The sequence below is a fragment of the Candidatus Nitrospira allomarina genome (assembly GCF_032050975.1).
In the GTDB taxonomy this organism is placed as follows: Bacteria; Nitrospirota; Nitrospiria; order Nitrospirales; family UBA8639; genus Nitrospira_E; species Nitrospira_E allomarina.
The window spans coordinates 3,942,728-3,958,805 of sequence record NZ_CP116967.1 but is presented as its reverse complement, the minus strand read 5'-3'; the positions used below and the strand labels follow the sequence as shown (position 1 = coordinate 3,958,805).

12 protein-coding genes and 1 pseudogene are annotated in these 16,078 nt (G+C 53.0%); 6 read left to right on the top strand and 7 right to left on the bottom strand.

The window, feature by feature from the left end; genetic code table 11:
- The first annotated feature begins 173 nt into the window (after positions 1-173).
- Positions 174-1,244 carry a cytochrome-c peroxidase gene (locus PP769_RS17475; RefSeq protein ID WP_312642597.1) on the top strand — a complete coding sequence of 357 codons (1,071 nt, stop codon included), beginning with the start codon at positions 174-176 and terminating at the stop codon, positions 1,242-1,244.
- A gap of 447 nt (positions 1,245-1,691) precedes the next feature.
- On the opposite strand, the gene dapF is transcribed toward PP769_RS17475, so the two are convergent.
- Together dapF and typA are read right to left on the bottom strand one after the other, a co-directional pair.
- A complete protein-coding gene (gene dapF / locus PP769_RS17470; protein ID WP_312642595.1) occupies positions 1,692-2,561 on the bottom strand; it encodes a diaminopimelate epimerase in 870 nt (289 codons plus the stop codon).
- 454 nt (positions 2,562-3,015) lie between these two features.
- The gene (gene typA, locus PP769_RS17465; RefSeq protein WP_312642593.1) at positions 3,016-4,854 is read right to left on the bottom strand and encodes a translational GTPase TypA; all 1,839 of its coding nucleotides are present in this window, start codon (positions 4,852-4,854) and stop codon (positions 3,016-3,018) included.
- 303 nt (positions 4,855-5,157) lie between these two features.
- Here typA and PP769_RS17460 point away from each other — a divergent pair, with 303 nt between their 5' ends.
- Together PP769_RS17460 and corA are read left to right on the top strand one after the other, a co-directional pair.
- On the top strand, positions 5,158-6,738 hold the full coding sequence (locus PP769_RS17460; RefSeq protein WP_312642591.1) for a B12-binding domain-containing radical SAM protein: 1,581 nt from the start codon (positions 5,158-5,160) through the stop codon (positions 6,736-6,738).
- A 388-nt stretch (positions 6,739-7,126) separates the two neighbouring features.
- Positions 7,127-8,074, top strand: a complete 948-nt coding sequence (gene corA / locus PP769_RS17455; RefSeq protein WP_312642588.1) for a magnesium/cobalt transporter CorA — start codon at positions 7,127-7,129, stop codon at positions 8,072-8,074.
- 112 nt (positions 8,075-8,186) lie between these two features.
- Here the strand turns inward: corA and PP769_RS17450 are convergent, their stop codons facing one another.
- The 3 genes from PP769_RS17450 to PP769_RS17440 form a co-directional block, all read right to left on the bottom strand.
- The gene (locus PP769_RS17450; protein WP_312642586.1) at positions 8,187-8,783 is read right to left on the bottom strand and encodes a class GN sortase; all 597 of its coding nucleotides are present in this window, start codon (positions 8,781-8,783) and stop codon (positions 8,187-8,189) included.
- Positions 8,753-10,870 (bottom strand): marine proteobacterial sortase target protein, encoded by a 2,118-nt coding sequence (locus PP769_RS17445; protein ID WP_312642584.1) that lies wholly within the window; start codon positions 10,868-10,870, stop codon positions 8,753-8,755. The genes PP769_RS17450 and PP769_RS17445 overlap by 31 nt, the downstream gene beginning before the upstream one ends.
- A gap of 100 nt (positions 10,871-10,970) precedes the next feature.
- Positions 10,971-11,840: an OmpA family protein gene (locus PP769_RS17440; protein WP_312642582.1), complete on the bottom strand. Its 870-nt coding sequence runs from the start codon at positions 11,838-11,840 to the stop codon at positions 10,971-10,973.
- Between the two features lie 797 nt (positions 11,841-12,637).
- On the opposite strand from PP769_RS17440, the gene PP769_RS17435 reads away from it, so the two are divergent.
- Positions 12,638-13,429 (top strand): IS110 family RNA-guided transposase, encoded by a 792-nt coding sequence (locus tag PP769_RS17435; RefSeq protein ID WP_312642580.1) that lies wholly within the window; start codon positions 12,638-12,640, stop codon positions 13,427-13,429.
- A 735-nt stretch (positions 13,430-14,164) separates the two neighbouring features.
- Here the strand turns inward: PP769_RS17435 and PP769_RS17430 are convergent.
- Both PP769_RS17430 and PP769_RS19830 read right to left on the bottom strand, forming a co-directional pair.
- Entirely contained in the window at positions 14,165-14,428 is a 264-nt protein-coding gene (locus PP769_RS17430) for a BrnA antitoxin family protein (protein ID WP_312642578.1), read from the bottom strand.
- A pseudogene (locus tag PP769_RS19830) lies at positions 14,403-14,564 on the bottom strand (BrnT family toxin); the annotation flags it as partial. The pseudogene PP769_RS19830 and the gene PP769_RS17430, both read right to left, overlap by 26 nt.
- 148 nt (positions 14,565-14,712) lie before the next feature.
- On the opposite strand from PP769_RS19830, the gene PP769_RS17425 reads away from it, so the two are divergent.
- Both PP769_RS17425 and PP769_RS17420 read left to right on the top strand, forming a co-directional pair.
- Positions 14,713-14,994, top strand: a complete 282-nt coding sequence (locus PP769_RS17425; RefSeq protein ID WP_312642572.1) for a type II toxin-antitoxin system Phd/YefM family antitoxin — start codon at positions 14,713-14,715, stop codon at positions 14,992-14,994.
- Between the two features lie 519 nt (positions 14,995-15,513).
- A complete protein-coding gene (locus PP769_RS17420; protein ID WP_312642570.1) occupies positions 15,514-16,065 on the top strand; it encodes a hypothetical protein in 552 nt (183 codons plus the stop codon).
- Positions 16,066-16,078 lie beyond the last annotated feature (13 nt).

Below are 16,078 nucleotides of genomic sequence, written 5' to 3'. Positions count from 1 at the left end.
GCCCCCATCTTGAAAAGGAACTTACCTGAAAAATCCAGGTTGGAGCATCTCTCTTTAGTATAGATGAAGCATTTGTCTTTTTATTTTGCTGACATTCAGGGTACACTAAGGTATTGATTAAGGGGTTGTGTTCATCGGGAACGGCATCAAACTGATCAGGAGGGAAAGACGGAATGAAGCCAGCATTCAGAAGGGAACTGACCACAGGACTTTGCACAATCCTGGTAGGACTGAGCCTCACTTCCACTGGAATAGGGAGTGAAACGACTCCTGATTCAGCAGCGGGAATGATCACGGTTGATGGTCATACGGTTTCCGACATTGGTCCACTGCCGACTGTTGTTCCACAGCCTCCCGGTAACCTCAATTACGCGGCAAAAATTTCTCTTGGAAAACAGCTGTATTTTGATGGACGGTTATCCAAAAACAATGCCATCTCTTGTGCGTTTTGTCATAACCCTGTTGCGGGATTTGCCGATCCCAACCAAACCTCGGTGGGCGTTGGAGGGCTACGGGGCGGCCGGCAATCGCCTACAGTGTACAACACCGCCTTTAATCCCTTCCAATTTTGGGATGGTCGAGCCGGCTCGTTGGAGGAACAGGCCATTGGTCCTATTCATAATCCTGTTGAAATGGCTGAGACCCATGAACATGTCGTTCCAAAAATTGCGAAGATAAAAGGCTATCAGGAAGAGTTCCAGAAAGTATTCGGAACCGGAGTGAGTTTGCAGGGAATCGCCGAAGCCATAGCTGCCTATGAACGGACCATCATCTCCACCAATTCGGCCTTCGATAAGTTTATCTTAGGTGATCAACAAGCGATGGGAGAAGATGCTCAACGTGGGATGGCCCTCTTTAAGGGAAAAGGCCGGTGCATCCTCTGTCACAACGGATCCAATTTTACGGATAATCGGTTTCACAACCTCGGCGTGCCGCAAGTGGGACCGATGGAAGAAGATTTGGGGCGGTATTATGTGACTCTTCGAGAACGCGATAAGGGAGCATTCAAAACTCCAACCCTTCGAAGCATCACGGAAACTGCCCCGTATATGCATGATGGTGCTTATAAATCATTAGAGGAGGTTATCGACTTTTTTGATAAAGGCGGGAATGCCAATCCTCAGTTGAGTCCGTTGATGAAACCACTGGGATTGGCGCCGCAAGAGAAAGCCGATCTTATTGCCTTTCTAAAAGCTTTGACCGGCGAACCGATTCCGTTTGAGTTTCCAAAGTTACCAGAGTAATCCAGCCTAAACAGGAGAATAGCTGGTTCCTCGTTTCCAGGTGGATATCGGATAGGTTGCCTCATGCTGTCGGAGGGAACTGGTGTTTGCGGATAATCCCTCAGGCAAAGCAGAGCAGGGCAAAAGTGTGTGCCGGACCTATGGCTATTCCTGAATGGGGATGGCCACGGGACCAAAGGTAAGCGTGAGGGAGCCGATGGCAGATAGGCTCAGGTTTAGGCCCGCTGTCCTCGCCTCGGAGAAGGTGAAAAAAAAGTCTGAGGAAGAATCGTTAATGATTTTTCGAGTTGGAAAGCCAGGGACCTGGATGCCTTTCTTGAAAGGAGGGTTATCGTAGCAGTGTATAAGGGATGTCTTGGCTTTTCTGTGAGAGTTCGGGAGGTCATTTCAGCAGGGTGACGAATCAAATTCGAATGCGAGCCGAGGAGTGGGGAATAAATATTTTTTTTACCGCAGGCCGTCTATGAAGGCTTGACTGATTTCCCCTCTGGCGACCTCGGTCACGGGCCCTTTCATTGTGATGTTGTACTGAGGATCAACGGTAATATCCAAGGTTCCCCCAGGGGCCTTCACACTCACGGGGCTTTTCACTAATCCTAACCGTACTCCGGCACAAGCTGCCGCACAGGCGGAGGAACCCGAGGCCTGTGTTTCTCCCGCACCCCGTTCCCAGATCAAAATAGAAATGGTTCGAGGTCCGGTTGGAACGGCCAGTTGGACGTTGGTTCGTTTGGGGAAAATGATATGGTTTTCCAGTTCCGGCCCGATTTCAAGAAGATCCTGGCGGGTCCATTGTTCTTCCTCTTTCTTATACACCACGCAATGCGGGTTTCCGACACTGACTCCGGTAAACCGGAGAGACTGGCCTGCGGCCTTCACGGGCTGTTGAATCAACTCAGGCACCCGTAAGGTGCAGGGAAGCGAAATGGGTTGAAACGAGGCTCGTCCCATATCGACTGTGGCCCCATTCACGTATCCGTGACCGTTGAGTTCCAAATGGATCTCAACCAATCCGCCCTTGGTTTCAACCGTAAAGTGTTTTTTCCTCGTATGCTTGGTGTGGTACAGATAGCAGCCGAAAATCCGCAGTCCATTACCGGATTTCTCGGCCTCACTCCCATCCGGGTTGTATATGCGCAGTCCAAAGTCTGCTTTTTTCGAAGGCCCGAGCGCCAGAATGCCGTCACTTCCCACTCCCCAATGCCGATCACAGAGAGCCCGGATGGTCCGCGGTGTTAATTTAAAAGACATTTTGGCCGGGTCGAGAGCAATATAGTCATTGCCCAGGCCATGTCCTTTGAAGAAATTGTTGTTCATGCCTGCTCCACAATGGTATGGACTGCTATCGGGCGATAGGCCTTGCCGGCAAGGCTTTTTCCCGTCTGGACGGTAGGCCTGAATTATACGTAAAAATGATGAAAGAGGAAAGTGCTGAAGAAGGGAAAAGGCCTAAGGGGTCAAAATCTTATGGCGAGTAGGGCGGAGCGTTGCCTGATAGCCACTGGAACCGGTTAATTTGAAATTACAAGAGGGGGCCCCAAGAGTGATTTCCAGTCTTTTGTGATCCATTTGTTCGAAGGATTGTTGAGAAAGACCTGAGAGGAAGGTGTCCTGCATCAACACTCGTCAAAGGGTATTGGAGTCAGGCGAACAGTGATGTGTTCCACAAGGCATGCGGGTTGATTCGGAGAGAATGGCCATGGGCCTCGCCGCCACGGTTAAGTGATGGCAAGGCCCAAAAATCACATCAAAAATTACAAAGAGGCAAAAGTCATTGAGCCTTCTTGGACAGGTTGCGAGCGGAGCGGCGTTCGTTGTCCGTGAGGTAGCGTTTTCGCAGCCGCACATTTTTTGGAGTCACTTCGACCAGTTCATCATCTTCGATGAATTCCAAGGCGAATTCCAGGGTCATTTCCCGTGGGGGAATGAGGTGAATGGCTTCATCGGTTCCTGAGGCTCGAATATTAGTGAGTTTTTTCTCGCGAATGGCATTCACCACCAGGTCATTGCCTTTGTTGTTGACCCCAACCAGCATGCCTTCATAAATATCGTCTCCAGGATGGAGGAAAATTTCTCCACGATCTTGCAGGCCCCAGAGGCCATAGGCCACCGCTTGTCCAGGACCATGAGAAATGAGCACGCCAGCCGAACGATGAGGAATCTCTCCTTTAAAGGGTTGGTATTCATGGAAAATTTGGGACATGACACCGCTGCCTCTGGTCATCCTCAATAATTCACTGCGAAATCCCAAAAGGGCACGTGACGCAATGTGGAATTCCATGCGGACGGTGCCGACCGCACTGATCCGCAGGTCCTTCATTTCGGCTTTCCGGCCACCCAGCGCTTCGATGACCGCACCCTGATAACCGGGGTCCACCTCAATGACCACGAGTTCGACGGGTTCCAGAATTTCGCCGTCCATTTCTTTATAAATGACCTTCGGTGGGGATACTTCCAATTCAAAACCTTCCCGACGCATGGTTTCGATTAAAATGGACAGATGAAGTTCTCCGCGTCCCGAGACCGTAAATCGTTCGCCACCATCGGCTTCCTCTACTTTAATGCCCACATTCATCATGGCTTCGTGAGCCAGGCGTTCACGAATGTGTCGGGACGTGAGAAAACGCCCTCCGTCTTTCCCGGCCAACGGGCTGGTGTTATGAGAGAAGTTCATGGAAATCGTCGGTTCATCAACGTTGACGGTCGGTAAGGCTGTCGGGTTTTGAGGAGAAGCTAAGGTTTCTCCCACCCGAACGTCCTGATGGCCGGCCAGGGAAATAATGTCTCCGGCTTGAGCGGAATCGGTTTCGATCCGGGTGAGCCCCTGATAGGCCAGCAGTTTGGTGACCTTGCCGCGGGAAATGGTGCCATCCCGTTTAACAGCGACGATCTGATTGCCGACTTCAATCATCCCATGGACAATCCGTCCCACTGCCACACGACCGATGTAGGAGTCATATTCCAACATCGTCACGAGCATTTGAAACGGTTGCTCCGGATCAGCCACGGGCGGGAGGACCCGATGAATGATCGTGTCTAATAAGGGTTTCATATCAACGGCGGGATCACTCATGTCCAGCGTGGACTTTCCTTCTTTTCCGGATGCATACACAATGGGGAAATCTAACTGTTCGTCGGTCGCGTTCAGTTCACAAAACAAATCAAAGGTTTGATTCACGATTTCTTCAGGACGGGCGCTGGGGCGGTCGATCTTGTTAATCACGACGATGGGCTTCAGATGCAGTTCCAACGATTTTTTCAGGACGAATTTGGTCTGGGGCATCGGGCCGTCAAAGGCATCCACGAGTAAAAGCACGCCATCCACCATGCGGAGAATGCGCTCGACTTCACTCCCAAAGTCGGCATGGCCAGGCGTATCGACGAGATTGATGCGGGTATCTTTATAGAGGAGGGAAGCATTTTTCGAAAAAATGGTAATGCCACGCTCTTTTTCCAGAGGATTCGAATCCATAATGACGGCTTCGCCTTCTTTAAATATATGCGCGCCGGTTTGCCTGAGCAGGGCATCCACTAACGTTGTTTTGCCATGATCGACGTGAGCGATGATGGCGACATTGCGAAGGTCTTTTCGGCGTTTTTGATTCAGCATGACTGTCGGTTCCTTTGTTGGGCACAACCAGACGAAGCACGAACGACATTGTTCTATGCTGAGGTTGCGTATCGAGGCCGGTCTGAGGAGATTTGGGCTACGGCACCGGCCAGAACAGCCGGAGAATGGCTTGGATCCTGCAAGACGGTCGATTCTCACGAAACCGTACAGGAAGATCGGTCTTAATGCAACTGGTTGTCCTTGACCTCATCACAGGATTTCCTCTACGGTAGGGCAGCTTCAGGAGATTCCTCTATTCCCCTCCAGCAGGATTTTCTGTTCTCCCACCTTAGGAGGTTGTCTATGCGCCCACGTCGGGTGACGATACTGGATCTGGTCACCAAAGGTCCCACCAATTCTCTCTATGCCAGGGTGATGAATCAAAATCTGGCGAGCATCATGCCGCAGGTCGTCGGAGTGTGGTGTGAAGAATTGGGTCATCAAGTGCGTTTTGTGTGTTACACCGGGCGCGAAGATCTCCAACAGGAATTATTAGACGAAACCGATATTGTGTTTATCGGGGCCTTTACCCGATCGGCGCTGACAGCGTATGCCATCAGTCAGATGTTTCGAGCTCGAGGGGCCGTGACGGTACTGGGCGGGCCTCACGCCCGGAGCTATCCGCAGGATGCGGCCAAGTACTTCGATTATGTCGTCGGGTTTACCGACAAGAATCTCATTCAGGATATTCTGGCGGATTGTGCGCAGCATCGTCCTCTGGGAGTTCAGCTCGCAGCAGCCCGGCAGCCGACCGCATTGCCCGGGGCGAAGGAGCGCTGGAAATTTATTGAGCCGACCATTGCCAAGGCGCCCACCTCATTTAAAGTCGTGCCGATGATCGGCAGCATGGGATGCCCCTATACCTGCGGGTTTTGTGTGGACGCCAATGTGGACTATCAGCCTTTATCGTTTGATCAGATCAGCGAGGATCTCAAATTTCTGCGGACAAAGTTGAAGCGACCGATTGTGGCCTGGCACGACCCGAATTTCGGCGTGCGGTTTCAGGAATATATGAATGCCATTGAAACGGCGATTCCGCCCGATAGTATCGACTTCATTGCAGAAAGTACCCTGTCGCTCCTGGCCGAACCCCACCTGAAACGATTGAAGCAAAATGGATTCAAGGCAATTTTGCCGGGGATTGAGTCGTGGTATGACATGGGCGATAAATCCCGGACCGGTCGCCACAGAGGACAAGAAAAAGTGAAGCAGGTGGCCGATCATATCAATCTGATACTCCGCTATATCCCCTATGTTCAGGTGAATTTCGTGTTGGGCCTGGATTCCGACCAGGGATCTGAACCGTTTGACCTCACCAAACAATTTTTAGACTTGGCTCCCGGAGCCTTTCCTGCCTTTTCCCTGCTGACGGCCTTTGGTCAGGCCGCTCCCTTTAATCGGGAATTGCAACGGGATGGACGGGTGCTACCCTTCCCTTTTCATTTTCTTGATAACAACCACGCGATGAACGTGCGTCCCAAGCATTATGCCTGGCCGGAATTTTATGATCATGTCGTGGATCTGTCCCGGCATGCGTTTTCCTGGCCGATGATTGCCAGGCGGATGATGCTGAATCGTGGCTGGATTCCCACATGGTTTAATTTCATCCGGTCGGTGTCGAGTGAAGGGTTCGGCCGGATCAAATACCACACGAAGATCCGGGGATTATTGGATACGAATGTGTCGGTCCGCAGCTTTCTGGAGGGGGAAACGTTGGAGTTACCGAAGTTTTATGCAAGAAAAATTCGTGGGAAACTCGGCCCGTTATACGACCTGCTTCCTGATGGGGCCACGATGCACGACCATCATGCGTATCTGCACTCTTATCAGGAGTCCATGCCTTCGCTTGTTGAGGTGGGGCCCCTCCCGGGATTGGTGCATTAAGCCCCCGGGTCCACTTCATCGGTTCATAAGAAGATCGCCTCCCGTCAGCAGGGTTTGAACCTTCCTCATCCTCTGATCTATTCCTGATTCCTGCTGGAGTAAATTTTTTTATGGGTCTCTCGTTCTCTTGGCCCATTTCCACTGGGAGAGAATCGCCTCGTTTTGGCTGTGGACACAAGACTGTCGCTCGCGGCTTGCTTCATCGAATCAGGTTAATGTAAAACCGGCACGTTGTTTTTTCTCTTACCCATTCTGGCGTCCATGTGATGAGGAGGGCACTCCGGCAGTAATTTTTGCAGGGGCCTGGTGGTGCCGAGCCCGGGATCAGACGAAGGATCTGAATGAAGAGTTACTCTTTTCGATCTCGCGAACAAGAGAGGATCGACCATTGATCAACGCGTATGTTTTACATGATGGAAAGTTCCAGGCTTTGTCCGTCCCGGAGCTTTCCAATTCTCTTGACGTGGCCATGTGGATCGATCTCACCGCCCCAACGGACGACGAACGGCAATTAATTGAGACGCTGTACGAGCAACCTTTGCCCACCAGCAAAGAGGTGCGGGAAATTGAAGCCAGTGCCCGTGTCAATGAAGGAGAGGATAGCCTTCATATCTATTCATTCTTTTTTCAGGAAGAAGATCATCGTGCCACCACGAGGGCGGTGGCCTTTACGATCAGAGACAACTGCATCATTACCTTGCACGATCATCCCATCCCGTTGTTTCGTCTGATGCGGCGAAGAGCCCGCCATGAATCGGATTTGATCCGGGATCCATTGTCGGTTCTTTTGGCTTTGTTTGAATTGAAAATTGAACACCTGGCCGACCAGTTGGAAGCCACCCATTTGGCTTTGGAAACCATTAGTCAAACGGTACTGACCAAAGAGGGCAGAAATTTGCAGGGGGCGATCGATTTGCTCACCAGGGAGGAAGATGGGAACGGGAAAGTGCGGCTGTGTTTGATGGATACCCAACGTGCCTTAGCCTTCCTCCTTCGGCGGGGGCGGGGAGATGAAACTGTCCGTGATTGGATTCGCGAAATTTTACGTGATATCGATTCTCTTCTGCCGCATAACGCCTTCCTGTTTGAAAAGGTCAATTTTTTAATGAATGCCGCAATGGGGCTCATTAGTATCGAACAAAATCAAATTATCAAAATCTTTTCCATTGCCGCAGTGGTGTTTCTGCCTCCGACCTTGATTGCCAGTATCTACGGGATGAATTTCGATGTGATGCCGGAACTGCATTGGTGGTGGGGGTATCCCCTGGCTTTATGCGCCATGGTGTTATCCGGAATCGCTCCCTATTGGTATTTTAAGCGGAAGGGATGGTTGTGAGGGATAACCGAGTTTGAGCGTCTCGGGCAGGTGGACGCGAGTGGGTTTTCAACCAAACGATACAGCCGAACGTGAACTATTCTCTTTCCTGCACGACTGTCATTCTTCAGCGCTAGAATTTTTCTGCTCTCACCACATACCTGAGCGGCCCGCCAGGGACGATCGCATCAAAGGGATAACAGGTCGTCAAGATCAATGCATCTGCATCCGCATGATTGGCAAGACGGGTGTGGCGGCTATCAACTATCATGTGTTCCTGAACGAAATAGGACGTTCGATTCCCAGTCGGCCATTCCACAGCGACGAGATCGTCTTTCTGAAGATATTGTAAGAACTGAAAGTGCGTATCGCGATGTCCGCTCAACACGATGGCACCGGGTTCATCCGCCTGCACTCTTCCGGAAAGCTGTCCCGGTCCGAAGGCTAACGATTGTCCGCTGTCATCGGCCAGGATAATCTGGTCGATGCGGTGTCGCGGAACGAGCAAGCGTCCGATCGGCCAGGTATCCGCCCACGGCCAGGGTTTGGCAGGTTGTTGTGTCTTAAGAGTCTGTGCCCAGGCATGTTGCAAGAGCCATTGGGCGGCAATGGCCTTCACGGGAATCCACAGCCCCTGTCCAATCAACCAGACTCCCAGGACCAACAACATGCCTGCCAACACCCGACGCGTATGGGGTGTCACATCCGTGCGACTTGTTGTCGCGTCCATAACCCTCCCATCCAGAGCATGAAAATTCCTAACAGAAGATAGAGCGTTGACGGTGTGGCGGTTTGCGGCCAGCCAAAGATTGCCTCGTACTGCATGCCATGCGGAAGGTTGGCCTTCATCGCATGGGAGTGGAGTGGGCGATGTTCAGGGCGAGCAGGGGTGGTTTCTACGGCCACCAGACTGGTGTAGCGGCTAACCAGATGATGTCTAAGGGCCACATCGATGACCCCCTGACGGAGTTCCGTTTGCTGTTTGGATTGATCAGGTTGGGCCGATGAAGCCTGGTGATCCGTGAGTTGTGAAATCTTTTGCCTGGCCCAATGGACCGCGATGCCCGACCGGGAAAGCCCGGCCGCGAACGGCAGTTCCCTTTTCCATGGAACGGTTCCGTGAGTGCCGGAAACGATAAGTTGGGAGGGCGGCGTCGCGGTTCGAAACGATACCATGAGCGGTTCCCCCGCATACACATCCGGCAGTGGAGCCGGAAGGAGATCCCATGCCGCACCAGCGGAACCTTCCAGCGCAAGATTGAGAAATGCGGGTTGTTCGAGTTTGACAAACAGGCGATGCATTTTCTCTTGCACCTCTTGTGTGGTGCCGATGTAGGTAAAGGTACCCCGTCCATGTTGAGCGGCCTTCCGCATGAAATGTCCGTTGGGAGCGGAGCCGATGCCCACGGTAAACAAGCGGGTCTGGCCGAGGAGACGTTGAAGGGTCGCAAAGAATTCCTCTTCATTGCCGATCAGCCCGTCCGTGATAAAGATCACCTGCCTGAGAGAGGTTTGTTCTTCTTTTTGATGGGACAATGCTTGAACCATTGCCGGAAGCATTTCCGTCCCGCCCTCAGCTTGAAGGCTGTTCACATACGAAAGCGCGCGTTGAATTGCGCGGGTGTCAGCCGGCACGGCCAGTGGAAATAATTGTTTCGTGATGGAATTGAACTGAATGATGTTGAATCGGTCCCTGGGAGTCAGCCGGGACACGGCCAGTTTCAGAGCGGCTTTGGCTTGCACGAGCGATGCGCCGGCCATGGAACCCGAGGTGTCCATCACAAAGATGACTTCACGCGGTATGTCACCCGGCCCGGCTTCGTTAATTTGTGGCGGAAGGAAAAACACCAGACCGTAGGTCTCGCCCTCGTGTTCCTCCAGAAACAGTTGTGTTTGGGCTTCATGCGAAGCTTGCGGAGTCCAGGCCAATTCGAAATCGCGATCGGCAAACGTGGATGGGTCGGCCAAGGTAATATGTAGGCGTCCGTTGGAATGGGTTTCAACCCGAATGGGGTGAGTGGGGGACTCCACGCGATCAAGTAGAAAGCCGGGTGCCAGATCGATCTGCAAGGTGAGGGGATTGATGGGGCCTTCAACGGGATGCTGTACCGGCGGCGTGATCCGTGACGCATCGGGAACCTGATCGGTATTGACCGCCCACCCCGCGCCGGTCGTTTGGGGTTGAGCCTCGACTAAAGATAGGGGAGTGCCGGGAATATAGCGTGGCCCGACCACCATCGGAAACCGGAGAGAAAACCGGCCTTGGTCATACCGGACCGTATCCTGATATTCAATCTCCACCATGATGGGTTCACCCGGCGCGAGATTCGCCACGGACGCGGTAAACACATTGGGTCGTTCCTGCTCCAGCAGGCTGGCGCGTTGTCCCTTGCGCTTGGCCTGTTCAAATGTTTTCCTGGCTTCGGCCCGCTCCTGGATCATCCCTTCAATCACCCGCTCGCCGATCCGCATGCGCAGGTGATCGACGGCCGCCTGCTCGGGTAACGGAAAGACATAGATGCCCTCGGCCCATTCGGAGCTGGGATTGTGAAAGGTTTGCGAGACGGTGGTGCGGACGATCAGCCCGCTGATGGTCGTGGTGACATGGGTGGAGACGGTGGGGGCTGGGAGAGTGGAGCCTCCCGACATGGGGCGAATCGACAAGCCATGTGATATGTCCGGTCCGGCCTGTTGAGAGGGTGCCGGGACGTCGGGTTCCAATGGTTGAGCGGACACGGGAGGAAGGCCCAGGCAATCCACCACACTGCCGGTGAGCCAAAAGGCAAGAGGCAGAAGAAGTTGCTTCCAGAAATTCATACCGGCTCCTTTATCGTCATGAAAGGTGATAGTTAAGACTGTCCGTCAGGGCGGGCCCGGGCCGACCCACAGCAGGGTGAGCCAACCCGGGGTGAGAGTCTTAGGGAAGGGATTCCACAGTGAGGAGTGGATCGGAAGAGACCGATTCCTCTTGAACTTCCTCCTGGAAGGAGACTTCAGTGTCCGAAGAGACGATGGGTGATTCGTCAGTGGTCAGACCCAGTTCTTCACCGGCCGGGCTGTCCGTGTCTGCGGGAGCCAATGACAGTTGGAGGTCTCCTCCTTCTGGTGTTGAAGCAGGGAGTAACGCGACATGTGCCCGACGGTTTTGTTCAAAACATTCCGGCGTTTCTTCCTGACAGATTGATCCGTCTTTCCCCAACGTGTCTACTTGGACGTCATTCTCAGCCACGCCAAGTGACAGCAAGAAGGTTTTGACAGACTGCGCTCGCTTGAGCCCCAAGGCACGGTTATAGGCATCCGGTCCCTGAGCATCGGTATGTCCCACGATGCGGAGGGTGCCGCTCCATCCCTCCGGCCTGTTCTCCATTCGGGTTTTAAGTCTGTCCTTTGCCTCATCGGACAAGGTCGACTCGTTAAACGCAAAATAGACATCCGTCTCTGCCATCGGCTGCTTCTCACCCGGCCCGGTGGCAGGGATGATCGTATTGGTCCCTGGCTCTTCAGCCAAGGCCTGGCTCAATGCCAGGGGTTCGTCAGAAGCGGGTTGCTGTTCGGAGGAGGTAAACGCACTCGCCATTTGCGCTTTATCTATTCCCTGAGAAGCGGTCGCAGGCAGGGGTGTTTCCTCGGAATACATCAAGAGGCCGCCTATCCCCAAAACCAGGATGAGTAACCCGGAGGCGAGGTAAATAATCTCCTTGGTATCCGATGGGCCGGCTTCGGGCTCAGAGGCTGGGGGCTCCGTGTGATGTTGTGATGCAGGTGGTTGAGAAATTTTCACGTTCATGGCTGTCTCCTTGTGAAGTCGTTAAGTTGTCGTTGGCATTTCCGGTCGTCCTGTTTCGCGGACTCTTTTAAAAGCCGCTCTTTAGCACCTGTGAATGTTCACCTCCTTTCCGATTGCGAATGCGATTGTTGAAACCGTCCTATCGCAAGGGGCTTGCCATGACGATGAATTGGGAAAGTTGTTGTAAAACAGTTGGTTATGCGTAATGTGGCGTGGCTCGGTTTGCGGGGATTGCGGGGACGAATGAGTGGATGCGGGGATATCCCCGCATCGTCGGCAAGCTAGATAAACCGGAAACTCAAATCCTTGGTCATAGCTACGGTCTTAAGAGGGCATTTTTTTCTTTGCAGATTCCCCGCTTTTGTAAGGCGGGGTTAGGGGAGGTAGAGTCTTTTAATTATTTTTCTCTTCGTTCGTCAGCCTTGCAGTTTTTGGAAGGTTTGCCGGGTTTCGCCCCGGCGGACGACCCACTTTTGTTTCGGCAAAAGTGGGCAAAACCATTGACGCCCCGTCTGGCCTCATGCAGGGGACGGACGCCAGTCTTAGGAGGGCGGACCAACTCGCTCCGCTTGTATGGTCTTTTCTTGTCATTCTTGAGAAGCTCCGAGGGGTCGGGGGTGGAGGGACATCGCTTCGCATCTGCCAGTTTCTGGACAGACGGTTTGAGACTTCTCCCATCCACATCCTCAACGTCGATGAAGAATCTTGCGGCAGGACTCCTGACCGCCGATTTGAACGCAAGCTTACGTTGGTGTGGCCCACCCCATTGGTGAACCTTATTTGTGGAGGCGACGCGTATGCAACCCGTTTTGAATGTCGGAGGCGATGTGGCCAAAGACACCGTAGTCGTAGCTTGTGCCGAGCAACACTTTCCAGTTCACGAGATCCGCAATCAGCGCACCGCCTTACGCACGTGGCTCAAGTCTTTGCCCGCCGGCAGTCGCCTTGGGCTCGAATCCACCAATACCTCTCATGAGGTCCTCGCGGATCTGGCGCATGCCCACGGTCACACCGTCTTTCTCTTGAATCCGATGGAAACCCGGCCTTATGCCAAAGCCATGGGCGCGCGGGCGAAAACGGATCGAGTCGATGCGACGTTGTTGGCTCGCTTGGTCGCCCAAGAACACCAGTGCCTGCGGCCTTACACACCGCCGACGGCTACCCAACGCCAACTCGACCGGTTAATTCGGCGGCGGGCCAAGCTCGTCCGGATCAAGGGCATGCTCAAGCTCACGATGAACAACCTCAGCGGGTTTGCCTCTGACGTCAAGGCCGTGCTCCAAAAGTTGGATGCCTTGCTGGCCAAGCTCGATGCCACCATGGCCACGCTGGCGGCCCGGGCGCCCGGGCATCGAGACGCCCAACCGCGGATCGAAACTATCGTGGGCGTCGGCCCGTTGGTCGGGCTGAGCCTCACCAATACGTTAGAGCGGGTGCCGTTCCGCAATGCCGATGCCTTCGTCGCCTTCATCGGCTTCGACCCGCGAGCCAAGGACTCGGGGCAGAAAAGCGGGCGCCGCCGCTTATCCAAACGCGGCCCGGCCGAGGTACGCCGGTTGCTCTTTAATGTTGCCATGGCCGCGGTCTGAACCAAAGTCTGGAAACCCATCTACGACGCCTATCGCACCCAAGGCTGGAGTGGCACGGCGACGTTAGTCATTATCGCGCGCAAAATCGCCCGAGCCGCGTGGTCCATTCATCGCTATCAGACGACTTTTAACCCGGACCGGCTCACAAAAGGCTTGACCTAAACCATAGAATCTCAAACAAGGCCCGCCAACTCATGAGAGCGTCCTCCCGTGGGCCAGCCGGAAGGCGTCGGACCAGGGGGGAAAACCTCAATCGTTAACTTTTCGTCATCACGGAATGTTTGGGGGCGGCGTGAGGTTCTGGGTTGCCGGGTTTCGCCCCGGCAGCCGAGGTTTTGCCTGATGCGTCTCGAGGAGCGCAACCTTTGTTGTGGAGGCAAAAGTGGGCAAAACCATTGACGCCCCGCCCTCATCAGATTGATCCGACGCGAAGGGGGAAGAGGCGGGCTAACTCGCGGGGCTCACACAAGCCCGCCAAGAAGAAGAGCGTCCGATCATGCGGACGGGCGGCAGGCGTCGGAGAAGGGGGGAAACCTCAATCGTTAACTCATCTGTTTACCTGGAGGGTTGGAGTCGGCTTGATGCTCCATGTTGCCGTGGTTCGTCCAGGCGGACGAAGTCCTTTTCTTTCGGCAAATGGGCGTGCAGAAGTCAGCAGAGGGTGTAGTAGGTGGTGAAAACGAGCCGGATTCGGTCTGGAGACCTCACCCCACCGAAAAACCGAGCGGACCGTTGTTAGCGAGGTTTAACATCTTCCGACAGCCAGGTTTTGATAAGGGATTGGTAGGGCACATCGCGCTTGTTCGCCTCAATTTTTATACGATCCAGCAGTCCCTCGGGAAGCCGGAGCGAAATGGTTTTTGTTGACAGCTTCAGATTTGGGAAAGAGGCAGTCTGAGCCTTATCCCAGTCTATATACTCACTGGAGTCATGACTTTCCCAGAACGCACGTTCTTCAGCTTCGCTTTTAAACTCAGGAATTTTTTTTCGATTGTTCATATTTGGTCCTCTCTTTGCGGTGCATGTCACGCGCTGAAATGATCCGAATTAACATACCGGCAGTACTCGATCGTACAGTAAAGGTCAGGTGAAGCTGACGCTTGTTGTCGGTTGTCCCTAGCGCATGATAGCGCGCGCGGCGGTTAAGAGAAAGAGTGGTGTGGAATCGAGGGAACTTTTCGTGGTCTTTAAGTCTTGGTTGGTGTTCTCTTGGCCTCTTACCTCGTCATCGGGGAAGGCCTCTGTTATACACATGCAAGTGCAATACATATGGAGAAGCTATCATGAGTGCAAATAATTTTTTGCGAAAAACCAAGCCTGTTAATGTGCGAGAAGCACAAGCTCAATTGTCGAAGTTGATCAAGTCAAAGTCTCCCTCCATGGTGCTCTCGCATGGCAAACCGGTATCGTTCCTCGTGCCCTATGAAGATATGCTGGATCTTGTCGAAACGCTCGATGAGTTAAAGGACAAAAAGTTCCTTAGGGAAATCGAACAAGCCCGGAAAGACTATGCTCAGGGCCAAGCCGTACCCGCCGAGCGCCTCTTCAAAAAAATGGACGTCTAGATGGCCTATGAAGTTGTCTGCCCAGTGAGCGGGTGGAGCGCCTCTTTCAAGAAGTCTTAGAAAAAATTCCTGCCGACTTCTAAAAAACGATAGATGCCGGGGTTCGTCCCGGCAGCCGAGCCACTTTTGTTTCGGCAAAAGTGGCCAAAACCATTAACGCCCCGCCCTCACAAGATTGATCGGACGCGAAGGAGAGGAGACGGGCTAACTCGCGGGGCTCGAACAAGCCCGCCAAGAAGAAGAGCGTCCGATCATGGGGATGGGCGGAAGGCGTCCGAGTTCTCGACTAAATTGTCATTCTGAGCTCCGCGAAGAATCTGTGCCCAGCCCGACGATTGTTTTCGTGCTTGAAAAGAGACCAGATGGATTTAGGCTTTTGGTTTCGGCCTCGAATGTTTTTTAAACAAACACGAATTTTTCCTTGACTTATCTCGACAATTATTAAATTATCATCTCTAATTTGAACGTTTAGAGAAGTTGGCGTTATGCGGATCCGCCTAATCACTGTTGGGTGTACAAATGAGAAGGTTTGACCCTTGGGTAGGAACAAAATATAGGTACGAAGGATTCAATGGACTGAAAGTTCTGATTCTTGGTGAGTCTCACTACGGAGATGCTGGAACGGAAACGGCAGAACTCACATCTGAAGTAGTGAAGGAATGGGGTCAAGAAAAGAGGTCTCGTTTTTTTACGGTTACTCAAAAACTCATCCAAGGAACAGCATCGGGCGAACGGGTACTAGCTCAAGATCGTAAAGAGTTCTGGGAACAAGTAGCGTTTTACAACTACATCCAAGAATTCGTAGGTGCAGGGCCGCGTCAACGCCCCGCGCAGGAAATGTGGGAAAGATCTGCAGCAGCATTCAACGATACTCTAGGCGAGTTAGAGCCGAATGTATTGGTAGTTCTTGGATATGAGCTGCAAAGTAATTTGCCGAAGGTGCCGCTAGATTTGGTGGTTTGCAACGTGAAACATCCGTCTGCTGGTGGCTTTAGATACTCAGATTGGCAACAAGCTATTCAAGCCGCCTTGAGAATAGCAATGGGGAAAACACCCAACAAGGTGCTATAGGCCGACCCGAAAA

Excerpts from the sequence above, each read along its gene's own strand:
- PP769_RS17475 (WP_312642597.1), top strand. The coding sequence starts at position 174 with ATGAAGCCAGCATTCAGAAGGGAACTGACCACAGGACTTTGCACAATC.
- dapF (WP_312642595.1), bottom strand. The coding sequence starts at position 2,561 with ATGAACAACAATTTCTTCAAAGGACATGGCCTGGGCAATGACTATATT.
- typA (WP_312642593.1), bottom strand. The coding sequence starts at position 4,854 with ATGCTGAATCAAAAACGCCGAAAAGACCTTCGCAATGTCGCCATCATC.
- PP769_RS17460 (WP_312642591.1), top strand. The coding sequence starts at position 5,158 with ATGCGCCCACGTCGGGTGACGATACTGGATCTGGTCACCAAAGGTCCC.
- PP769_RS17450 (WP_312642586.1), bottom strand. The coding sequence starts at position 8,783 with ATGGACGCGACAACAAGTCGCACGGATGTGACACCCCATACGCGTCGG.
- PP769_RS17445 (WP_312642584.1), bottom strand. The coding sequence starts at position 10,870 with ATGAATTTCTGGAAGCAACTTCTTCTGCCTCTTGCCTTTTGGCTCACC.
- PP769_RS17440 (WP_312642582.1), bottom strand. The coding sequence starts at position 11,840 with ATGAACGTGAAAATTTCTCAACCACCTGCATCACAACATCACACGGAG.
- PP769_RS17435 (WP_312642580.1), top strand. The coding sequence starts at position 12,638 with ATGCAACCCGTTTTGAATGTCGGAGGCGATGTGGCCAAAGACACCGTA.
- PP769_RS17430 (WP_312642578.1), bottom strand. The coding sequence starts at position 14,428 with ATGAACAATCGAAAAAAAATTCCTGAGTTTAAAAGCGAAGCTGAAGAA.
- PP769_RS17425 (WP_312642572.1), top strand. The coding sequence starts at position 14,713 with ATGAGTGCAAATAATTTTTTGCGAAAAACCAAGCCTGTTAATGTGCGA.
- PP769_RS17420 (WP_312642570.1), top strand. The coding sequence starts at position 15,514 with ATGAGAAGGTTTGACCCTTGGGTAGGAACAAAATATAGGTACGAAGGA.